Here is a 19,375-nt window from a genome sequence, read left to right on the forward strand (position 1 = left end):
TTAAATCTGCTGACGGAAGAAACCAGCTTCAAAGCAGGGATCAAAAGAAAGCAGAAAAAAGCAAACCGTAGCAATAGCTACCTTTCGCAAGTCCTTGCAGTACAAGGGGCTTCGTAATCTTGCCCTGCCTTTAGAAATTCGAAGTGTTGCCATTATAATCTCCTTGTAAACTAACGCTTTCTATACGGCAATTTGCCTCCTTTCTGGCAAGCTACCGCCCTCTTTCTGATCAAAAGCGCTATAAATCGTAGCACCTATATGCATGAAACAAATAGAAAAACAGTATGAATATGTGTGGTCGCGCGCGCAATTAGACGGCGCAATGGACGCTAATTACAAAAGAGGTGATAGATTAAAGAGACTGTATAAATAAACAGGTCAACTTTATCATGAAAAGTCAGTTTTTACTTAGTGTAAAAGAGCACATGCTTACTCGTCATTATGCGAATAAAACCATCGAAAGTTATCTATTTTGGATAAAACGCTTTATCACTTTCCACCAGCTTGCCCACCCTTCAACACTAGCAGAAGATGATGTCGTTCAGTTCCTGAGTTACTTAGCGGTAAAAGAAAAAGTTGCGGTAAAAACGCAAGCTTTGGCACTAAACTCAATATCATTTTTATATCGTGATTATTTCAAAACTCCACTATCACTTGATATGAGATTTCAGAAATCCCTGACCGAAAAGAAACTTCCCGTTGTATTAACTAGGGAGGAGATCCGACGATTCGTTCAACATATCGACCCGAGGTATAAACTCCATATTCAGTTGCTTTATGGCTCAGGGCTTCGAGTCATGGAGTGTTTGCGCTTAAGAGTTCAGGACATCGATTATGATTATGGCGCAGTTCGTGTTTGGCAAGGAAAAGGAGGTAAAAATCGTACCGTAACGTTAGCAAAAGAGCTACATGAGCCGCTTAAAGCTCAGGTTAATTTAGCAAGAGATTACTATTTTAAAGATAGACACATGCCTGGTTATGCGGGTGTATACATCTCTGAAGGTTTACGACGTAAATACCCAAAAGCGGAGCTAGATTTTAACTGGCACTTTTTATTCCCATCAACAAAGTTAAGTACAGATCGGGACACCGGAGAGCTCAGAAGGCATCATATCAATGAAAGTGCAATACAAAGAGCGGTAAAGCGCGCTGCAACGGATGCGTGTATCGAGAAAACAGTAACATGCCATACACTCAGGCACAGCTTTGCCACACATTTATTGGAGTCTGGTGCTGACATTAGAACAGTACAAGAGCAGCTTGGTCACACCGATGTAAAAACCACCCAGATTTATACTCACGTTATCGAGCGCGGGGCTGGTGGCGTGTTGAGTCCATTATCCAGCCTTTAGAAAAACAAAGCCACCTCGAAAAGGTGGCTTGCTGTATAACTCGCTATTGACGAACACCGAGTTTCACATTGCCTTTTGAATCAAACCAAAGCGCTTGTGAGCGGCGACGTCCAATCAATATTGGACCATCATCATAAAAGAGAAAGTTCTTCCAATGCTTTTTAAAAATCGACCACTTAGTTTCGATGACATTGTACTTCTCGTAGCAAAAGTAAACGGTCACATCGTCTTGCCAATCGACATGTGCCTCTACTTCCGCTGGCATGTCCGGATCATCCAACTCCCACGCAGCCATCCAATCAACGACTTCAGACCAGTTCGCCTCATTCATTGGCCAATCTTGGGAGCTAAGTCGATCCATATCGGGGCTTTGAGCACTAATATTTTCTTTCCAAAATTGTGCTGAACGAGCTTGGCTCATCGGCTTAATAAAAGCCAAATCTTCTTCTGGCACAGGCATCGACTGATGCGTAAAAATCCATTTTCTTTGGTATTCATCCAAAGGCAAATAAGACATTCAGTCTCCTTTATTACGATTTCAGCCAACCTTTCTCTGTGGCTTCTTCTATCAACTCTTTCGCTTTGTCCCATAAGGTAACAGAGCCAAATTCAATTCGTTTATTAATGGTAAGTGCTTGTTCACGGGAGACGCCATGCTCCTTCCAACTCTGACCATTATTATGGTAGTTCAAGAGCATTGGAATTAACCGGTCGAGTGCTTTTGCATACTTAGCATCATCGGTCTGCGCGGCTTCAAATTCATGCCAAAGCGCCAATAACTCTTGCTCCTGATCGCTGGGTAACATACCAAACAAGCGCTCTGCGGCACTAATTTCTTTTTCTGCTTGCTCTTGAGACGCGGCAGTATCATAAACAAAGGTATCGCCCGCGTCGATCTCTACTACGTCATGTATCAATAACATTTTCATCACTCGGCAAATATCAACAGGTGCATTTGCATGCTCTTCCATCAATATTGCCATCAGTGCGACATGCCAACTATGCTCACCACTATTTTCGAGACGCCCTTCAGCACTTTTAACTCGGGTTCGGCGCAAAATACTTTTGAGTTTATCGAGCTCGATTACAAGTGCTAATTGCTTTTCCAATCGCTCCATACTATCGCCCTTCTGGTTGCCAATTCGGATTAATAAGTGACGTTAGAACGTGGTCTTGCCATTCACCATTAATCAAAAGGTAATCTTTTGCATACCCTTCTCGGTTGAAACCTACATGCTCTAGCACAGATTCACTGCGTTTGTTGTGAGGCATGTACCCTGCTTGAATACGATGCAGTTTCTGAACGTTAAACATGTAGTCGCAAGCCATAGTTAATCCACGACGCATATAACCATGCCCTTGCGCTTTTTCAGCGAGAGAGTATCCGACGTTACAAGAATAAAAAGGGAAACGACTCAAATTACTAAAGGATATCGTACCTAGCATTTCACCCGAAGAGGCTCTGACCAAGAGGCAATAATACCCCAACCCCATTCGATGCAGCTCATTGAGCTTGATAAGCTTTTGCAACCAACCGTTAACTGAGAAAAAAGCCTCTTCACGTTTCGGCTCAAACGGTTTCAGGTATTCTCGGTTCGCTTGAAAATACTCGGCAATCATATCTGCGTCACCGATTTCAGCGGTACGAAGAAGCAAGTCACCGTCCAACTTATGAACGGCGATAGATGAGCTGTTATCTTCCATTACAAATGATTAATTCCGTCTTTTCGTTCAATTCGATTAATTCTTGCGGATACCGTAATCACGCAGTTTATTAGCGATTGAGGTATGCGATACATTTAAGCGCTTAGCAAGCTTGCGGCTTGATGGGAATGACTGATACAAACGCTCCAGAACCTGAGATTCATAGTCACGCATGATCTCATCCAATGAACCATCGATGTTAAGCGTTGCACTACCTGCGCCGACTGATTGAGGCTGAGGTAAATTGAAGTGCTCCGCGTTTAGTATACCACCATCCATTTCTGTGAGCGCTCGAAGGACCATGTTATCCAGCTGGCGCATGTTTCCTGGCCACTGATAATTTGCAAGGGCATCAACTAGGCCATCATCAAACTCTGGCTTATCAATACCAAGCTGTTGAGCATGTTTCGCCACAAACAACTCAAGCAATGGTGCAACGTCATTTGAGCGCTTACGTAACGGAGGAATGCTGAGCGTAAGTACGTTGAGACGATAATACAAATCTTCACGGAACATTCCTGCCTCAGAAAGTTCGGCAAGGTTATGTTTTGTTGAAGCGATGATACGAACATCGACATGCATCTCATCTTCTGCACCGACACGACGGAAATTACCATCTTGTAGAAAACGTAACAGCTTGATTTGAAGATGCGAACTCATTTCACCGATTTCATCAAGAAATACTGTCCCGCCATTTGCTTGCTCAAAGATGCCTTTGTGACCTTGTTCATGATTAAATGAACCCGGCGCATGACCAAAAAGTTCGGTTTCTGCTACATCGTCAGGCATCGAAGCACAACTCAAAACTAAGAATGGCTTGCTCGCACGGCTAGAACGGCTGTGGCAAGCTTTAGCAAGCATTTCTTTACCGGTCCCTGTTTCGCCCTCAATTAACAGTGGTTGGTCAAGCACAGACAGCTTCTTAGCTTGGTTCATTAGCGCTTTATGACGGTTCGATATACCAACAAAGTGCTCAAAACCCAGAGGATTATGCAGTGGTAGCGCTTCTTCAATTCTTGCGACTTGCTGACTAGAGCGAATCGTCATCAGTGTACTAGCTAAGGTCGAGTTTTGCGCTTCGTCTCGGATATAAACTGGCATCAACTCAAGAACATAGTCCAAGCCATCAATCACAAGGTTTTCCCGCGTTCTGCCATTCACACCTTCAGACCAGCGAGAAAAACGAACACTTGGCAGCAAAGCTCCGATCTGCGTACCAATTACTTCTTGCTTGCGAAGACCAAGCAGTGAAAGTGCAGACATGTTTGCCATGTCTACGGCACCTTTAAGGTCGATGGCAAAGACCGGATCGGGCAAGTTATCAACTAGCGAGAGCAGCTCCGTATTGTGGCGTTCCATCGGCATAAACTGGATTTTACGTACGTCTTTCACCCCCGGAATACGGCGGATTTCAGCCATCAGCTCACTAAACGTATCAAAATCAATATCTGGGCAATTCAAATAGATAATACCGCTAATATCGATTTCGATACCACGCAAGTCGATGCTTTTAGACGCTAAAATATCGAGCAGTTCTCGGGTCAAGCCGAGTCGATCTTCACATAACACTTCAAGACGCACTTAAAATATCCCAATTCACAACTGTCAGGAAAAGTTGACAGTAGTTTCTATCATGCTTGGAATCGCGTCAAGCAATCCTATCCATCAAAGTTGATATTCGTTACGGTTTCATCGTAATTGATGCAACTTTCGCCGCCACTGCCTTGCGTATGGTGCCCAATTTAACCTGACGGTCAGGATACCAAGGTAGTGGACGCAATAAGGTCATCGCTTTCAAGCCCAAACGTGCAGTGAGAATACCAACGCCTAGCCCCTGTCCCGCACGAGCAGAGACTTTGCCTGCAAGGTCCATCGACATCAAGTCCATACTGGCATCAATAGCTAGCTCACTGGCACCAGCCGCCGCCATATTGACAAATACCGCTTTTAGTAGCTTGATGCGAGAGGCGTAACCTAGCTCTACCCCATATACTTTGGAGAGGTTGTCGATCATTTTGAAATTTCGCCACGCCACCAGCAACATATCAGCGGCAGCCAGAGGGCTCACCGCGACCAGGGCCGCACACTCGGTTGCGTGCTGCGATACGATTTTCGCTGCCAATTTGTCTTGTTGGCTCACAACCATCGAGTCATACATATCAAGGATTTCAGCATCACTATGAGCAGGGTTAATACTGTTCTGCCAACGATCAAAGCCCGGGCTCTCTGCCATCACACCACTTTGTTCTGCCACATTTTCGCAAAAGGCTTTCCCTTTCCCCACACTCTCACTATTAACAAGCGCTTCTGCTTCTTCTTGAACACTAAAATGATTTCGTAGTTTGCGCAGTTTCCAAAGCTCTTTACCCATCGCCCCTAAACCAAGCGAAGCGATCGCAGCAATAAACCCCGTCCAGCTTAAAGCCAGCCAATCAGAAGTTTGAATTGCGGTTATAACCGAGTCCACCGCTTGCCAGCCAACCAAACCAGCGAAGGTGGCAAATGTGCCAGTCGCGAGCCACTTTCTGCCCGGTTTCGGACGAATGACATGCTCGAGTTGCAATTCCTGTTCGGTCTCCTGGCGCTCTTCTTTAACTTCAACAGGTACGAATGTTTCTTTTTCGCCGAATGTTTGCTGCGCCGTTAACTCCGGTTGATTCGATTGCTGCTCTTTTTCCATTGCCTTTTCAGAGAAAACTTGTTTTTGCTTCAACTCACTCATTTCAATTTATCTCCAATCAGGTAATCCAGTGCTTTGTCTAAGCGTATGTGCTTCACTGGCTCATCATTCGTTGAGGGCATTGGACGGAATGACGTAAAATCAAACCCGTTGTTTTGCCAATAAGCCGCATTTGGTAGCTTTTTCGGCACTTCTCCCGGGAACATCGTCATCGGTTCACCATCCAACGTCGTACCCTGTAACGCCGGAATCGTCTTATCTCCAGAAGAAATAAATCCCGTCGTGGTTGATTGGATAGAAGCGATACTCATGCAACTCATCTCGATATTCTCGTAGGCTGCGGTTTGCCACGCTGGATGCACCATTTGTTGTAGCAAAGACACTAAATTGGGATGCTGATCGGGCGTTATGTGATCCGCTTTTGTGGCAGCAAACAGCACTTTGTCGATTTTTGGTGAGAATAAACGGCGCAAAAAGCTACTACGACCATAACGGAAGCTATGCATGATCTGCTCTAGCGCTTGGCGCATGTCGTAAAACGCTTCATCGCCGGCATTGAGAGGCTGCAAGCAATCCACAAGTACAATCTGGCGATCGAAGGTCGCAAAGTGATGCTTATAAAACGCTTTCACTACTTTCTGTTGGTATTCCTGAAAACGCGCTTCGAGCATCGCCAAGTTGCTGCCCTTAAGCGCCTTGCTTTCCGAATCAGCACGACACGGGAAAAACTGTAGCACTGGCGCGCCTCCGAGCTCACCAGGTAATACGAAGCGGCCAGGCTGTACCCAATGAAGACCTGCGTCTTTACAGGCATGAAGGTACTCGGTGTATGTATGCGCAACTTTCTCGAGTAGTTTCTCGTTCACTTCAGCAGAAAGATCCACCTTTTCTAATTCAGACAGCCAAGCTTTGGCTAAATCGCCACGCTGGCCTTTAAGTGCATCAAACTGAGTTTGCGACCACGTCGCAAAGTCCATGTCCAATAACGGCAGGTCGAGCAGCCACTCTCCTGGATAGTCGATAATATCAACATTTAAAATTGCGGTTTTACTCAACAGCTTTTTCGTGGTTTTATTTGGTTTGTACTTGAGCGCTAAGCGAATCTCACTCACATCCCGTGTTGGTACTGGCCATTGAGGTGGGGTCGCATGGATCTGGCTCATCGCTTCGTCGTAAGCAAAACGTGGCACCATCATATTCGCTTGAGGTTCACGCTTCGCTCCAATAAGACGCTTATCTCTGGCTGCAGTCAAAAGAGGCAAATTATCATGGGTAGCGGTATGGAGAAGCTGATTTACTAATGACGTGATGAATGCCGTCTTACCGGCACGAGAAAGTCCGGTGACGGCAATTCGAACATTGGAGTCCATACCTCTGTTGATAAAGTCATTGACTTCTTTCTTTATTCTTTTCATTGCGCTTCTTTATCTTACTCCGCTCTAAAACAACGTTATCAGCCACTTCGGGTATTAATCTATGAATATTTACCTTTCAATACTTAACTCTATGAGTCTAACTTTATATACCTTAATAAAAGATGAACAAAACATTCGCTTAAAGCAGGATAAAAAAAGAAAAGCCTCTGAGTGGTTCAGAGGCTTACTTAATCAACACTAAAGCATTAGTGACCCTATTTAGGCTGATTACTGTGTTGAACAGAAACCTGCTTTCTTTGAGTCTAGTCGTCTTCGATTAATTTATAGATAACAAATAGAGCGATTTCTAAAATCAGCCACAATACACACGTGATGGTCACGTACTTCTCATCAAAGATGCTGATGCCGTGAAGGATCAAGTCGTAGCCAACAAAGCCACCTACCACTACAGCAAGAATAATTTGTAGAATCTGAATAAAACGAGGCATGCCGTCTCCTAATTATTGTTCGCATAACGTTTGATTGCTATGCCCTGAGGTTTATATCTACATTATATAGACAAAAAGTGCAGTTTTCGCTGCACTTTTGTCAAATGTTTGCTAGGTAAATCAGCACCTTGTCACATTCTCTCTACTGAGACAATGTAAGATTACCGTTTGCCTTACGCTTCCATCTCTTGGATTTTCACTTTCCAAGTGTCAGGACCGATTTGGTGCGCGTTAACGCCATTTGAGTCTACAGCCACTGTTACTGGCATATCTTCAACTTCAAATTCGTAAATCGCTTCCATACCTAAATCTTCAAATGCGACAACGCGAGCTTTCTTGATCGCTTTCGCAACCAAGTACGCAGCACCGCCGACAGCCATTAGGTAAACCGCTTTGTGATTCTTGATAGATTCAACCGTTGCAGGGCCACGCTCAGCTTTACCGATCATGCCCATGATGCCTGTTTTTTCTAGCATCATATCGGTGAATTTATCCATACGCGTTGATGTTGTTGGGCCAGCAGGACCAACGACTTCATCACCAACTGCATCGACAGGGCCTACGTAGTAAATGAACTTACCGTTTAGATCTACGCCTTCTGGTAGACCTTCGCCATTATCTAGCATGCCTTGAATACGTTTATGCGCAGCATCACGGCCAGTCAGAATTTTACCTGATAGAAGAACGGTTTCGCCTGTCTTCCACTCTTGTACTTCTTCTTTAGTAATCGTGTCTAAGTTTACGCGACGCGTGTTTTCTCCCGCTTCCCAAGTAATGTCTGGCCAATCTTCTAGTTTAGGTGGCGTGAGCTCTGCTGGGCCGCTGCCATCAAGCGTGAAGTGTACGTGACGAGTCGCCGCACAGTTCGGGATCAAACAAACAGGCTTAGAAGCCGCGTGCGTTGGCGCCGTTTTGATCTTAACGTCGACAACGGTTGTCAAACCACCAAGACCTTGCGCGCCGATACCAAGTTTGTTCACGCGATTGAAGATATCAAGACGAAGCTCTTCTTCTGCGTTTTGCGGGCCACGGTCAATAAGCTCTTGAATATCGATGTGTTCCATTAGAGATTCTTTTGCCAATACCGCTGCTTTTTCAGCCGTACCGCCGATACCAATGCCAAGCATGCCAGGAGGACACCAGCCCGCCCCCATTGTTGGTAGCGTTTTTTCTACCCACTCAGCAATATCGTCAGATGGGTTTAGCATCACCATCTTAGTTTTGTTTTCGCTACCGCCGCCCTTCGCAGCGATCTGAATTTCAACTTTATCGCCCGGAACCATGTTGATATGTACGACGGCAGGCGTGTTGTCTTTGGTATTAATACGTTTACCGGCAGGATCCATAAGTACTGACGCACGCAACGGGTTGTCTGGGTTCGTATACGCTTGTCGAACACCTTCATCTACCATCTGCTGAACCGTCATGTCGGTTGAGTCCCATTGCACGCCCATACCGATGTTGACGAAACACGTCACGATACCAGTATCCTGACAAATTGGTCGGTGACCTTCTGCGGACATTCGGGAGTTAATTAGGATCTGAGCAATCGCGTCTTTAGCGGCTTGGCTCTCTTCGCGGTGATAGGCTTTTTCAAGAGCTTGAACAAAGTCTAGCGGGTGGTAGTAAGAAATATACTGTAGCGCATCAGCGACACTGCTGATCACATCCTGCTTGCGTATTACCGTCATTACATGCCTCGTTATAGTTATGCTTCCATTATTGGCTTGGCTTCAATCTTGTTTGTTGAGCTTATTGCTCTTTTGAGCTTCGTTTTTTATAAACAATTGTCGAACGGCTGATATCGACACACGAAACGCTGAAGTCGCCTACTTGTAAACCATCTCAAAACCCTATGAATAGAGGGTGTTTGGCTATACAGAGGAATATGATACTCTTGCTGCCCATGACATGCCATGCAGTGAACGATCTCTTTGTCACAAATTACACAAATGAACAACATGGACAATCAATTCATTGATTTTAAAGCGCTGGAATATGCACCAGAGTTTGCTCTTCACCTCTTTTCTCGCATTCAACACCAGCCTTGGGCGATGTTGCTGCGTTCTGCATCAGAAACGCATATCGATAGCCGCTTCGATGTGTTGGTTGCCAACCCAATTGCAACGTTAGAAACCACTGCCGAAATTACACAAGTTGAAACGCCATCGAATGCCTATTCAACTCAAGATGACCCATTCGCGCTGCTTCATCAGTTGCAAGAACAGTGGCTTCCTCACGTTGAGTTAAATAAAGAATTGGATTTGCCTTTTGTCGGCGGAGCGCTCGGTTACTTCAGTTACGATTTAGGTCGACGCGTAGAAACGATGCCAGAACTGGCCGAAAAAGATCTCAACACGCCTGATATGGCGGTAGGTCTGTATGAATGGGCCGTTGTTGTTGACCACAAGCTTAAAAAAGCCTGCCTAGTCGGTCAGAATATCGAGCAAGCTTGGCAATGGTTAGACGAGCAAGAAGCAGAGCAAAGCGTAGACTTCGCTCTGTCTGGTGATTGGCAGTCAAACATGACGAAAGAGAGCTACGCTACTCGCTTTGACAAGGTGCAAGAATACTTGTTGAGCGGTGACTGCTATCAGATCAATTTGGCGCAACGCTTTAACGCACCGTATCAAGGCAGTGAGTGGCAAGCGTATCTGAAATTGGAGTCCGCCAACCAAGCGCCATTTTCCGCTTTTATCCGTATGCCAGAGTCTTCGATTTTGAGTATCTCTCCAGAACGCTTTTTAGAACTCAAAGATCGCGTCATTGAAACGAAACCAATCAAAGGTACTCGACCACGCAGCGAAGATCCAAGGCAAGATAACGCTAATGCCCATGACTTGCAGACAGCGGAAAAAGATCAGGCAGAGAACCTAATGATTGTCGATTTGCTGCGTAATGACATTGGTCGAGTTGCATCACCGGGTAGCGTTCACGTGCCAAAGCTGTTTGAGATTGAAAGCTTCCCCGCAGTGCATCATTTGGTGAGCACCATTCGTGCAAATTTGGATGAACAATACTCTCCTGCAGATTTGCTGCGAGCGTGTTTTCCAGGCGGTTCAATTACCGGCGCACCTAAAGTTCGCGCAATGCAGATCATTGAAGAGTTAGAGCCACATCGACGAAGCGCGTATTGCGGCAGTATTGGCTACATTTCTCGCCATGGTCGTATGGATACCAGCATTACTATCCGAACTCTTGTAGCGGAAAAAAACAAACTTTACGCTTGGGCTGGCGGCGGCGTCGTGGCAGATAGCGATTGCGCCTCTGAATATCAAGAAACGTTGGATAAGCTCTCAAAGATTTTACCAGCGCTGCAATAGTAGGTTTCGACAGATGACAACGTCGCTTGAATCCTGCTAACGAAAACAAGCAAAAACGCCTCCAGCACGGATAATGCCGCTCGTTTAACAGCGAGTGGGCATATTTCTGTATCTCGTCATCCTGTACAGCGACGAAGGAGCGTGATGTAGGCTCTTCTATCCGAGCACTTTATGGTCAAATTTGTTTCACTAGCCGCTCAGCATGCTGCTAATAGATTCTTAGTCTCGCCAAGACTCGCTGGAATGACACAAAAAACATCGTTAAGCGATCGGCATTATCCAGTGTGGAGCGTTTTTTTGTGTGTTTTATTTACAGGTACTTTGGCTTTTAGCCGTTAGCCAACAAGCATCCGTTTTTTAAGAGGCAACGGCTACTGCTCAAGCCACTTACACATGATCTGTTCAATATCGGTTGCGGTGTACGGTTTAGTGAGGATGTCGTCCATGCCTGAATCAATGCACTTTTGACGCTCTTCGATGGTAGTGCCAGCGGTTAATGCGATAATAGGATGAGTAAAGCCACGCTCTCTCAGATACATCGTCGCCTCATAACCATCCATTTCTGGCATTCGGCAGTCCATAAATATCAGTTCGTAATCTTTGTTTTTCACCGCTTCTAAGGCTTCTTTCCCATTGGCTTTTAAATCAGGCGTAATGTCGAGTTTTTTCAGCATTTGAGTAACTATCACTTGGTTCATTCTGATGTCGTCAACCACCAGTATTGAGCGTCCTGCCAAATCACTTCGCTCTATGGTAGCTAATTCCCCCTCAGCTGCGCCTTGGGCTTGTCCCTCCTTTAGAGGAATAGAGACTTTAAAGGTGGTACCTTTGCGTTCTTCACTTTCAAAGCTAATCTCGCCCTGCATCAAATCCACTAGATTTTTACAAATCGCAAGGCCCAAACCTGAGCCTTCAAAACTGCGCTTCGCCGAGCGATCTACTTGCACAAATGGGTCAAATAATGAGGGCTGTGCTTCTATCGGGATGCCAATACCCGTGTCTTCAACCTCAAAATGCGCAATACCGTTTATCCACTCCACTCGCAGCACCACCCCACCCAAATGAGTAAACTTAATAGCATTGCCCACCAAGTTGACCAAGATCTGTGTAATTCGCTCTAAGTCACCAACTAAAAACTCGGGAATACCGAGCTTTTTATCGATGGAGAAATGAATTCGCTTTTCTGCTGCTTTAGCTGAAAATACGCCCATGATGGCTTTTTCAAGCTCTTCCCAAGCAAAGACCTTATCGATGATTTCCATCATACCGGCATTCATCTTGCTGAAGTCGAGAAGATCGTTAATGATGACCCTCAACAAGTCTCCCGATTGAGTCAAGTTGTTTAGGTAATGGCGTTGCTCTTCACCTAACTGTGTTCGACTTAGTAGTTCAGCACTACCTAATACGCCATTAAGAGGTGTACGCAACTCGTGGTTAATCATGGCGACAAACTCTTTCGTCGCTTTTTCCGATTCCTCTGCTCGCTTTCGCAGCTCCACTTCTCGCTCTAAACTCAAATGCCGCCCAATGACCCCATGAACCAAATCCGATACCAGTTCCATCTGTTTGGAAATAAACGATTGATCGATTTGATCCAACTGAACAGAGAAGATCAACTCCCCTACTGTTTGCTTGTCAATGATGATAGGCAAATGCAAGTTCTCCCCCTGCCAATTGGGGACAGTCTTAATCGTATTCTCATGGCGAAGCTGTAAATGACCAAAATGATGTCGGCGCAAAGAAGAGAGTTTTGTGGAATCAAGATGTAAGTAAGCCGCAGAAATGATTGAGTTCGAAGTGAGCTGTTCAATAAAACTGGCAATCATGGCTTCATCAAACGTGCTCGACAAAAAAGTTCGACCAAACTTAATCAGCGTCGCGTCAACTTTCTCTTCGAACTCAAACTTGCGTAAATCCTTTTTTGATTTCAACTCAAGCTTTTTCAAAGCAACACTTAGCTGTTGAGTAGATTCATAAAGTTCGAAGCTCTTCTGCTCCAATAACCGCTCAGCTGCTTTTCTTGATTCGATTTCTCGTTTGAGTTTCCTTTCTAGCGAGGAACTTCCTGTCATATCGTTCTTATTGTGCCTCTAACCAAAAGCGAACCTGGCTACCATCTTCTGACTGGTTTTGGTGTTTGATATGAATAACTTCACCAAAGTGCGCTGCGCAACCTTTTATTAGACCTAAACATACGTGAGACATGCACCGCGCACTCCGATAATCAAACACCATGTTTGATTGAGTCTCGCTGATAAAATCAAACTGAGGAGGATTAGCATCTGGGTAGAGCTTTTTGACCTCGACATGAATAAAATCTTCAACATGGCGAACAAATTGAAATGTCGTTTCACACTGCTGCAAACTGGCATGACTAGGAATCGAGCGAAGTAAATTCAAAAAAACGCACTCTCCAAATACTTCTTGCAGTTGTTCAGGCGGAATACCAGATACTTTACTGAGATTCACAATCAATTTAACCAAGTCTTTATGATCGTAACTACCAACTGCCGTATAAATCCCTTCGTCATTAGAAAGATCGAGCACTTGGTCTAACACATCGAGACCAAACTTCTCTTCCACTAACTCCATGAACTCGGTGAAAATAATCCCTTTCATTAGTCAATACTTGCCCCATAGTGACGTCTTAAAATAAAGAATGGTTTATAACCTTATAAGTTTCAAATTATTATACCCAAGCAGAGTGAGACACATGACACAAAGCAGGGAAAGAACCAATGGCCGTGCTTTGGTATTGCCATACTAATACTTTAATACCAGACCAACGGCGATAGCACCGCGCCTCTTGCGGCCATTGAGTATAATAAATAGTGGTTAGGCACAATAAATAAGGATTTGGTTTGGTTATCGACAAAACTCAATTACTGCAAAACTTTCAATTTCGGCTTCCAACGGGTTACCACAAAGAGTCCCTCGCGCGACTGAAATGGATGAAAGGAAAATCACTGCGAGACGCAGCGGTCTTAATTGGTTTTGTAGAACGCCCGGAGGGGCTACAGGTCATTTTGACAAAGCGAGCAGCGCACTTGCGTCATCATCCGGGACAAATCAGTTTCCCCGGCGGTAAGTTTGAGCAGGAAGATCGGCATCTAATCAATACGGCTTTACGAGAAACCAAAGAAGAGATCGGCATAGAAGATGAACATATTCATGTATTTGGCCAGCTTCCAACATTGCCAACGATTAGTCAGTTTAATGTGACACCTTTTCTGGCCTTTATTTCTCCTGAGTATAAAACGCATATTGACCCAAATGAGGTGGAGTCTGTTTTTGAAGTTCCTGCCAACCACATTCTGAATCCGAAAAAGTTGTACAGCACCAAGTTTGACCTAAAAAACAGCAGTCATCGTGTATTTGCTATCCCATATAGACAGCATTTCATCTGGGGCATGACCGCACAAATCATCGAATCAATGCAAAAACATATCATTTCACATTAAAAACTTCTGATATCGGTATTTTTATGGATGCGATCATCATGCGCATCAATATTAATAAAACGTTGCTTCATAAACATTCATTCACATTAGATTAATTTGCCGCTTTCACCGCAAACGCTTGCGGTGAAATAAATTTATACAAACAGCCCCATTGATAAGTTTTTCTAATTTTACTCATTAGCAGAAATCACGAGTAGCACATCATTTTCGTGATAAAAAGCAGGTTTTTGACATATCATTCAATAAGCGTAAGCAATAAATGATTTAGATCTAATTTTCCTAGTGTAAAATCTTGCAAAATTACTCCCGACTTATTTCCTGTTCCCAAAATGAGTAACTAAAAAATGAATACAACTACTTCTGCGGTTTCTACCGCACAATCGTCTAGTAAGTTTTCTTACAAAGACTTTACCTGGTGTCTGTCCCTTTTTGGTACGGCAGTAGGTGCCGGTGTACTATTCCTTCCTATTAAAGCAGGTGCAGGTGGCTTTTGGCCATTAGTAATCCTAGCCCTAATCGCAGCACCAATGACTTGGTTCGCACACAAATCTTTAGCTCGCTTCGTTCTTTCTGCGAAAAACCCAGAAGCGGACATCACTGACACAGTAGAAGAGCACTTTGGTAAGACTGGCGCAAACCTTATTACGTTCGCTTACTTCTTCGCTATCTACCCAATCGTACTTATCTACGGTGTTGGTATCACAAACACGGTTGACTCTTTCCTAGTTAACCAAATGGGTATGGAATCTATTCCTCGCTGGCTACTTTCCGGTGCACTTATCGCTGCAATGACAGCGGGCGTAGTGTTCGGTAAAGAGCTTATGCTGAAAGCAACTTCAGCGATGGTTTACCCTCTAGTGTTCATCCTACTAGCGCTGTCTGTGTACCTAATTCCTGGTTGGAATACGTCAATGATGGAAGTATCACCTGACTGGGGTGCAATGCCAGCTATCGTATGGCTAGCAATCCCTGTTATCGTGTTCTCTTTCAACCACAGCCCAATCATTTCTCAGTTCTCTAAAGAACAACGTCGTGTATACGGTGATGACGCAGTTAAGAAAACTGACGCTATCACTGGTGGCGCAGCGATGATGCTAATGGGCTTTGTAATGTTCTTCGTTTTCTCTGTTGTACTTTCTCTGTCTCCAGAGCAACTAGCAACAGCACAAGAGCAAAACATCTCTGTTCTTTCTTACCTAGCAAACGTTCATGAGTCTCCACTGATCTCTTACTTAGGTCCACTGGTTGCTTTCGCGGCTATCACTTCTAGCTACTTCGGCCACTTCCTAGGTGCGCATGAAGGTCTAGTTGGTCTAGTGAAATCTCGTTCAAAATCACCAGTAAGCAAGATCGAGAAGATGTCTCTTATCTTCATCGTAATCACAACTTGGATCGTTGCTATCGTTAACCCAAGCATCCTAGGTATGATTGAAACAATGGGCGCACCGATGATTGCGGCAATCCTATTCTTGATGCCTATCTTCGCAATGCAAAAAGTTCCAGCAATGGCTAAGTACAAAACTTCAGCACCTGTGCAAATTTTCACAGCAATCTGTGGTCTTGCTGCCATTAGTTCTGTAATCTACGGCGCTCTTTAATCATCCCTGCCCTAGCACGGTATGATTAATCCAAAAATATAACGATAAAATTAAGCCTCCCAACTCCCCTTGGGAGGCTTTCTTCTGAGGTAATCGATATGATTAGTGTTTTTGATATCTATAAAATCGGTGTTGGACCTTCAAGCTCACACACTGTAGGCCCAATGAAAGCGGGTAAAGAGTTTATTGATGATCTTCGCGCAATGGGAAAACTGCGCGACATCACTAAAATCACCGTTGACGTTTATGGATCACTATCACTGACAGGGAAAGGTCACCACACAGATATTGCTATCATCATGGGTCTTGCAGGCAACACTCCTGAGAAAGTTGATATCGATTCTATCCCGGGCTTTATCGCTCGCGTAGAAGAAACTGAACGCCTTCCTGTTGGCATGCACTGTCACACAGTATCGTTCCCACGTGAAGGTGGAATGAACTTCCACAAAACAAACCTTGAGTTACACGAAAACGGCATGCAAATCCACGCTTGGATTGATGACGAAAAAGCGTACTCAAAAACTTACTACTCTATCGGCGGTGGTTTCATCGTTGATGAAGAAAACTTCGGTAAAGAAGTTGAGAACCCAGTAAAAGTTCCTTACCCGTTTACAACGGCAGAAGAGCTTGTAAAGCAATGTCATGAAAGCGGCCTGTCTATCAGTGCGCTAACCATGAAAAATGAACATGCGCTTCATTCTGACGAAGAAACTCGTACTTACTTCGCAAACATCTGGCGCACAATGCGCGAATGTATGGATCGCGGTATGAACGAAGAAGGCATTCTGCCTGGTCCACTACGCGTGCCTCGTCGCGCGGCAGCACTTCGTCAGCAACTGCTTACTTCTGAAAAAACAACGAACGATCCAATGTCTGTTGTTGACTGGGTAAACATGTTTGCTTTTGCTGTAAACGAAGAGAACGCAGCAGGTGGTCGTGTTGTAACTGCGCCGACTAACGGTGCATGTGGCATCATCCCTGCGGTACTGGCTTACTATGACAAGTTTATTCAAACCGTAACTGAGAAAGACTACATCCGTTACTTCGCAGCTTCTGGTGCAATTGGCGGCCTTTACAAGCGTAACGCGTCTATCTCTGGTGCAGAAGTTGGCTGTCAGGGCGAAGTTGGCGTGGCATGTTCTATGGCAGCAGCGGGCCTTGCTGAGCTTATGGGTGGTAGCCCAGAGCAAGTATGTATGGCGGCTGAAATTGCGATGGAGCACAACCTAGGTCTAACTTGCGACCCGGTTGCAGGTCAGGTTCAGGTTCCATGTATCGAGCGTAATGGTATTGCAGCTGTAAAAGCAATCAACTCAACTCGTATGGCACTGCGTCGTTCTTCTGCTCCTACTGTTTCTCTAGATAAAGTTATCGAAACAATGCTAGAGACAGGTAAAGACATGAACGCGAAATACCGTGAGACTTCTCAAGGCGGCCTAGCAGTAAAAGTTATCTGTTAATAAGCCTTGCTGAATATCGACGAAACCCGAGCCGCTGCTCGGGTTTTTTATACCTCATTAACCATGAATAATGGGTTGCTACGCCCAGCATAAAAAAACCTAAAACCTTGAATATATCCAATTATTATGGATATCCCCGTAAAAAATCACATCCCTCTCCTAGCTTTATTGATAACGTAGCCAAAAATTAAACTTGGAGCACACCAACACATGATTAGGTTTGAAATTGGAAACCAAATCTGCGTTTGCTTGTCCGAAAACGAAATATCTTTAGAGCTCAATCAATCACTCCACCACTCCATTCCAGTCAACCCAAATGAGTACGCCATTCTGTCAACCATCGCCAAATACGGCAGCTTAAATACGCCAATTAGCCAGCGATTGATAGAAAGCAAAATCACTCAACAATACAAAATGACACTGCCTGAAAATGGCTTTAAAAACGCGGTGGCCGCTCTAAGAAGGAAATTTCGCAAGCTCACGGAAGAACACGTAACCACAAAAAAAAATATTATCGAAAATATTCACCGGACCGGATACTTCATCCCTTTTACTATGCAAAACAACCATCAGAATGGCATCGACCATCAACACAAGATCAATCAATACACAACAAACAGCCTTGGCAAAGCCCTTCGTATTTGTCTGCGTAATAAAAAGATCTATTCAGATACGCTGTGGGTCGTCTTGAGCACAGCGATCATTTTCTTTGCCATCTGTTATTACGCGATAAACAGCATTGTGAAACATAATTATCTTGATAACGCCTTCGAAATTGCAGAAAACCTTTCCCAAAAGAGCTGCTTTGCTGATGAAAGAGAATTGAAGTCGCTCTTTGATAATGTAAAGCTGGTGGAATCGAGCATGATGCTGGACCGTTTCAATATCCGGTGTTTAGTCACCCCCGAAACCGTTGTCCCTGTCAGCAAAAAAGCATTTGAAGAGTGGAGTAATAATAGCAATTATACGACCCAATCATTTGACTTGAATAACGCGACCGTTTTGGTTCGTGTCAAAAACATTAACTTATCCGACAACGTTGAAAATCATATTTCGCGTTTTTTTCTTTCCGGCATGAAGCTATCAACCAATACAGGGACCTCTTTAGAAATTGGTAACACCAATGAACGCTTTTTCAACTATCACGTGAAAAACAGCGGCTATAAAGAGGTGTATTACATCTCTGGACCGTTTCAGAGCATCATTTTATTAAGCTTGCTGTTTCTCATAATACTGCGTCATCGCTCCCTACAAGCCTTTATGGCTTATTTGTGTGCAATTCGACAATTTAAAATCAAACTGGAGCCGATTTATGACACTTCAGCGCAAAAGATTGTGCATTACGAAGCGCTCTCGCGGTTTAAGGTAAAAAATACGCAACGGTTTATTGAGACACTGCTCCGCAATGGGCTGCTCCTCACTCATACCTTACTGGTGATAGAGTCCATCTATACTAAGCACAAAGCCTTGCCTATTCCTATCAGCATTAATGTTTGTCCTTCTTTGCTGCGAGGACGCAACTTTTCAATCCTACACAGAGAACTATCTAACCGAGATTGTCGTTTGCTGACGATTGAAATCACGGAAAATGCATCGATGTACTATACCTCCGAGATTTATGGCAATGTCGCGAAACTAAAAGCACTGGATTGTAAAATCAGTATCGATGATTTTGGCACTGGCAACAACAACGTGTCGCTCATCAGTAAAATCAATCCAGATTATTTGAAAATAGATCGGGAATTTGTGATTGGTTTAAAGTCGGACGATAAGAAAGTGGAAACGTTGCGTCAGTTAATCGCCATGGGAAATACGTATCGGTGTACCGTCATTGTTGAAGGCGTAGAAACCGCCGATAGCGCTCACTTACTCACAACATTAGGCGCCTATATTCACCAAGGTTATTATTATCCTCTGCATTTCTAGCTTTTCT

General features: G+C 44.4%; 16 protein-coding genes and 1 pseudogene. 7 read left to right on the forward strand and 10 right to left on the reverse strand.

From position 1 onward, the window contains the following. Positions 1 to 117: pseudogene (locus L3V30_RS00005) on the forward strand (ISAs1 family transposase); the annotation flags it as partial. Positions 118 to 389: 272 nt separating this feature from the next. Then, positions 390 to 1,352 carry an integron integrase gene (locus L3V30_RS00010; RefSeq protein WP_012841657.1) on the forward strand — a complete coding sequence of 321 codons (963 nt, stop codon included), beginning with the start codon at positions 390 to 392 and terminating at the stop codon, positions 1,350 to 1,352. A gap of 43 nt (positions 1,353 to 1,395) precedes the next feature. On the opposite strand, the gene L3V30_RS00015 is transcribed toward L3V30_RS00010, so the two are convergent. The 8 genes from L3V30_RS00015 to L3V30_RS00050 form a co-directional block, all read right to left on the reverse strand. Then, positions 1,396 to 1,869 (reverse strand): DUF2947 domain-containing protein, encoded by a 474-nt coding sequence (locus tag L3V30_RS00015; protein WP_237308023.1) that lies wholly within the window; start codon positions 1,867 to 1,869, stop codon positions 1,396 to 1,398. Between the two features lie 13 nt (positions 1,870 to 1,882). After that, positions 1,883 to 2,470 (reverse strand): HD domain-containing protein, encoded by a 588-nt coding sequence (locus L3V30_RS00020; protein ID WP_237308024.1) that lies wholly within the window; start codon positions 2,468 to 2,470, stop codon positions 1,883 to 1,885. Position 2,471: 1 nt separating this feature from the next. Beyond that, a complete protein-coding gene (rimJ, locus tag L3V30_RS00025; RefSeq protein ID WP_046876178.1) occupies positions 2,472 to 3,056 on the reverse strand; it encodes a ribosomal protein S5-alanine N-acetyltransferase in 585 nt (194 codons plus the stop codon). 36 nt (positions 3,057 to 3,092) lie between these two features. Beyond that, positions 3,093 to 4,637, reverse strand: coding sequence for a transcriptional regulator TyrR (gene tyrR, locus L3V30_RS00030; RefSeq protein WP_237308025.1), 1,545 nt, complete (start codon positions 4,635 to 4,637; stop codon positions 3,093 to 3,095). A gap of 100 nt (positions 4,638 to 4,737) precedes the next feature. Continuing rightward, the gene (locus tag L3V30_RS00035) at positions 4,738 to 5,778 is read right to left on the reverse strand and encodes a TIGR01620 family protein (protein WP_237308026.1); all 1,041 of its coding nucleotides are present in this window, start codon (positions 5,776 to 5,778) and stop codon (positions 4,738 to 4,740) included. Beyond that, a complete protein-coding gene (locus tag L3V30_RS00040; RefSeq protein ID WP_237308027.1) occupies positions 5,775 to 7,151 on the reverse strand; it encodes a YcjX family protein in 1,377 nt (458 codons plus the stop codon). The genes L3V30_RS00035 and L3V30_RS00040 overlap by 4 nt, the downstream gene beginning before the upstream one ends. A gap of 263 nt (positions 7,152 to 7,414) precedes the next feature. After that, positions 7,415 to 7,600, reverse strand: coding sequence for a hypothetical protein (locus tag L3V30_RS00045; RefSeq protein ID WP_012841654.1), 186 nt, complete (start codon positions 7,598 to 7,600; stop codon positions 7,415 to 7,417). A 173-nt stretch (positions 7,601 to 7,773) separates the two neighbouring features. Continuing rightward, positions 7,774 to 9,291: a fumarate hydratase gene (locus L3V30_RS00050; protein ID WP_005376905.1), complete on the reverse strand. Its 1,518-nt coding sequence runs from the start codon at positions 9,289 to 9,291 to the stop codon at positions 7,774 to 7,776. A gap of 270 nt (positions 9,292 to 9,561) precedes the next feature. Between L3V30_RS00050 and pabB the strand changes: the two genes are divergently transcribed. Next, a complete protein-coding gene (gene pabB, locus L3V30_RS00055) occupies positions 9,562 to 10,923 on the forward strand; it encodes an aminodeoxychorismate synthase component I (RefSeq protein WP_237308028.1) in 1,362 nt (453 codons plus the stop codon). A gap of 371 nt (positions 10,924 to 11,294) precedes the next feature. Here the strand turns inward: pabB and L3V30_RS00060 are convergent, their stop codons facing one another. Further along, entirely contained in the window at positions 11,295 to 12,995 is a 1,701-nt protein-coding gene (locus L3V30_RS00060; RefSeq protein WP_114323198.1) for an ATP-binding protein, read from the reverse strand. A gap of 7 nt (positions 12,996 to 13,002) precedes the next feature. Continuing rightward, positions 13,003 to 13,542: a heme NO-binding domain-containing protein gene (locus L3V30_RS00065; RefSeq protein WP_012841652.1), complete on the reverse strand. Its 540-nt coding sequence runs from the start codon at positions 13,540 to 13,542 to the stop codon at positions 13,003 to 13,005. A 242-nt stretch (positions 13,543 to 13,784) separates the two neighbouring features. Here L3V30_RS00065 and L3V30_RS00070 point away from each other — a divergent pair, with 242 nt between their 5' ends. The 4 genes from L3V30_RS00070 to L3V30_RS00085 all read left to right on the forward strand — a co-directional run bounded on the left by L3V30_RS00070 (position 13,785) and on the right by L3V30_RS00085 (position 19,368). Next, complete coding sequence (locus tag L3V30_RS00070; protein ID WP_203343310.1) at positions 13,785 to 14,384, forward strand: CoA pyrophosphatase; 600 nt, start codon at positions 13,785 to 13,787, stop codon at positions 14,382 to 14,384. A 344-nt stretch (positions 14,385 to 14,728) separates the two neighbouring features. Then, positions 14,729 to 15,982 (forward strand): aromatic amino acid transport family protein, encoded by a 1,254-nt coding sequence (locus L3V30_RS00075; protein ID WP_005396901.1) that lies wholly within the window; start codon positions 14,729 to 14,731, stop codon positions 15,980 to 15,982. Between the two features lie 98 nt (positions 15,983 to 16,080). Beyond that, positions 16,081 to 17,442 carry an L-serine ammonia-lyase gene (locus tag L3V30_RS00080; RefSeq protein ID WP_005396900.1) on the forward strand — a complete coding sequence of 454 codons (1,362 nt, stop codon included), beginning with the start codon at positions 16,081 to 16,083 and terminating at the stop codon, positions 17,440 to 17,442. A 210-nt stretch (positions 17,443 to 17,652) separates the two neighbouring features. Further along, the gene (locus L3V30_RS00085; protein WP_237308029.1) at positions 17,653 to 19,368 is read left to right on the forward strand and encodes an EAL domain-containing protein; all 1,716 of its coding nucleotides are present in this window, start codon (positions 17,653 to 17,655) and stop codon (positions 19,366 to 19,368) included. Positions 19,369 to 19,375 lie beyond the last annotated feature (7 nt).

This window comes from Vibrio sp. A1-1 (assembly GCF_021728175.1).
Taxonomy (GTDB): Bacteria; Pseudomonadota; Gammaproteobacteria; order Enterobacterales; family Vibrionaceae; genus Vibrio; species Vibrio diabolicus.

What these genes read in the sequence shown, in the direction of transcription:
- L3V30_RS00040 (WP_237308027.1), bottom strand. Translation starts at nt 7,151, where the DNA reads ATGAAAAGAATAAAGAAAGAAGTCAATGACTTTATCAACAGAGGTATG.
- L3V30_RS00080 (WP_005396900.1), top strand. Translation starts at nt 16,081, where the DNA reads ATGATTAGTGTTTTTGATATCTATAAAATCGGTGTTGGACCTTCAAGC.
- pabB (WP_237308028.1), top strand. Translation starts at nt 9,562, where the DNA reads ATGGACAATCAATTCATTGATTTTAAAGCGCTGGAATATGCACCAGAG.
- L3V30_RS00010 (WP_012841657.1), top strand. Translation starts at nt 390, where the DNA reads ATGAAAAGTCAGTTTTTACTTAGTGTAAAAGAGCACATGCTTACTCGT.
- L3V30_RS00045 (WP_012841654.1), bottom strand. Translation starts at nt 7,600, where the DNA reads ATGCCTCGTTTTATTCAGATTCTACAAATTATTCTTGCTGTAGTGGTA.
- L3V30_RS00060 (WP_114323198.1), bottom strand. Translation starts at nt 12,995, where the DNA reads ATGACAGGAAGTTCCTCGCTAGAAAGGAAACTCAAACGAGAAATCGAA.
- L3V30_RS00075 (WP_005396901.1), top strand. Translation starts at nt 14,729, where the DNA reads ATGAATACAACTACTTCTGCGGTTTCTACCGCACAATCGTCTAGTAAG.
- L3V30_RS00035 (WP_237308026.1), bottom strand. Translation starts at nt 5,778, where the DNA reads ATGAGTGAGTTGAAGCAAAAACAAGTTTTCTCTGAAAAGGCAATGGAA.
- L3V30_RS00065 (WP_012841652.1), bottom strand. Translation starts at nt 13,542, where the DNA reads ATGAAAGGGATTATTTTCACCGAGTTCATGGAGTTAGTGGAAGAGAAG.
- L3V30_RS00015 (WP_237308023.1), bottom strand. Translation starts at nt 1,869, where the DNA reads ATGTCTTATTTGCCTTTGGATGAATACCAAAGAAAATGGATTTTTACG.
- L3V30_RS00050 (WP_005376905.1), bottom strand. Translation starts at nt 9,291, where the DNA reads ATGACGGTAATACGCAAGCAGGATGTGATCAGCAGTGTCGCTGATGCG.
- rimJ (WP_046876178.1), bottom strand. Translation starts at nt 3,056, where the DNA reads ATGGAAGATAACAGCTCATCTATCGCCGTTCATAAGTTGGACGGTGAC.
- L3V30_RS00020 (WP_237308024.1), bottom strand. Translation starts at nt 2,470, where the DNA reads ATGGAGCGATTGGAAAAGCAATTAGCACTTGTAATCGAGCTCGATAAA.
- L3V30_RS00085 (WP_237308029.1), top strand. Translation starts at nt 17,653, where the DNA reads ATGATTAGGTTTGAAATTGGAAACCAAATCTGCGTTTGCTTGTCCGAA.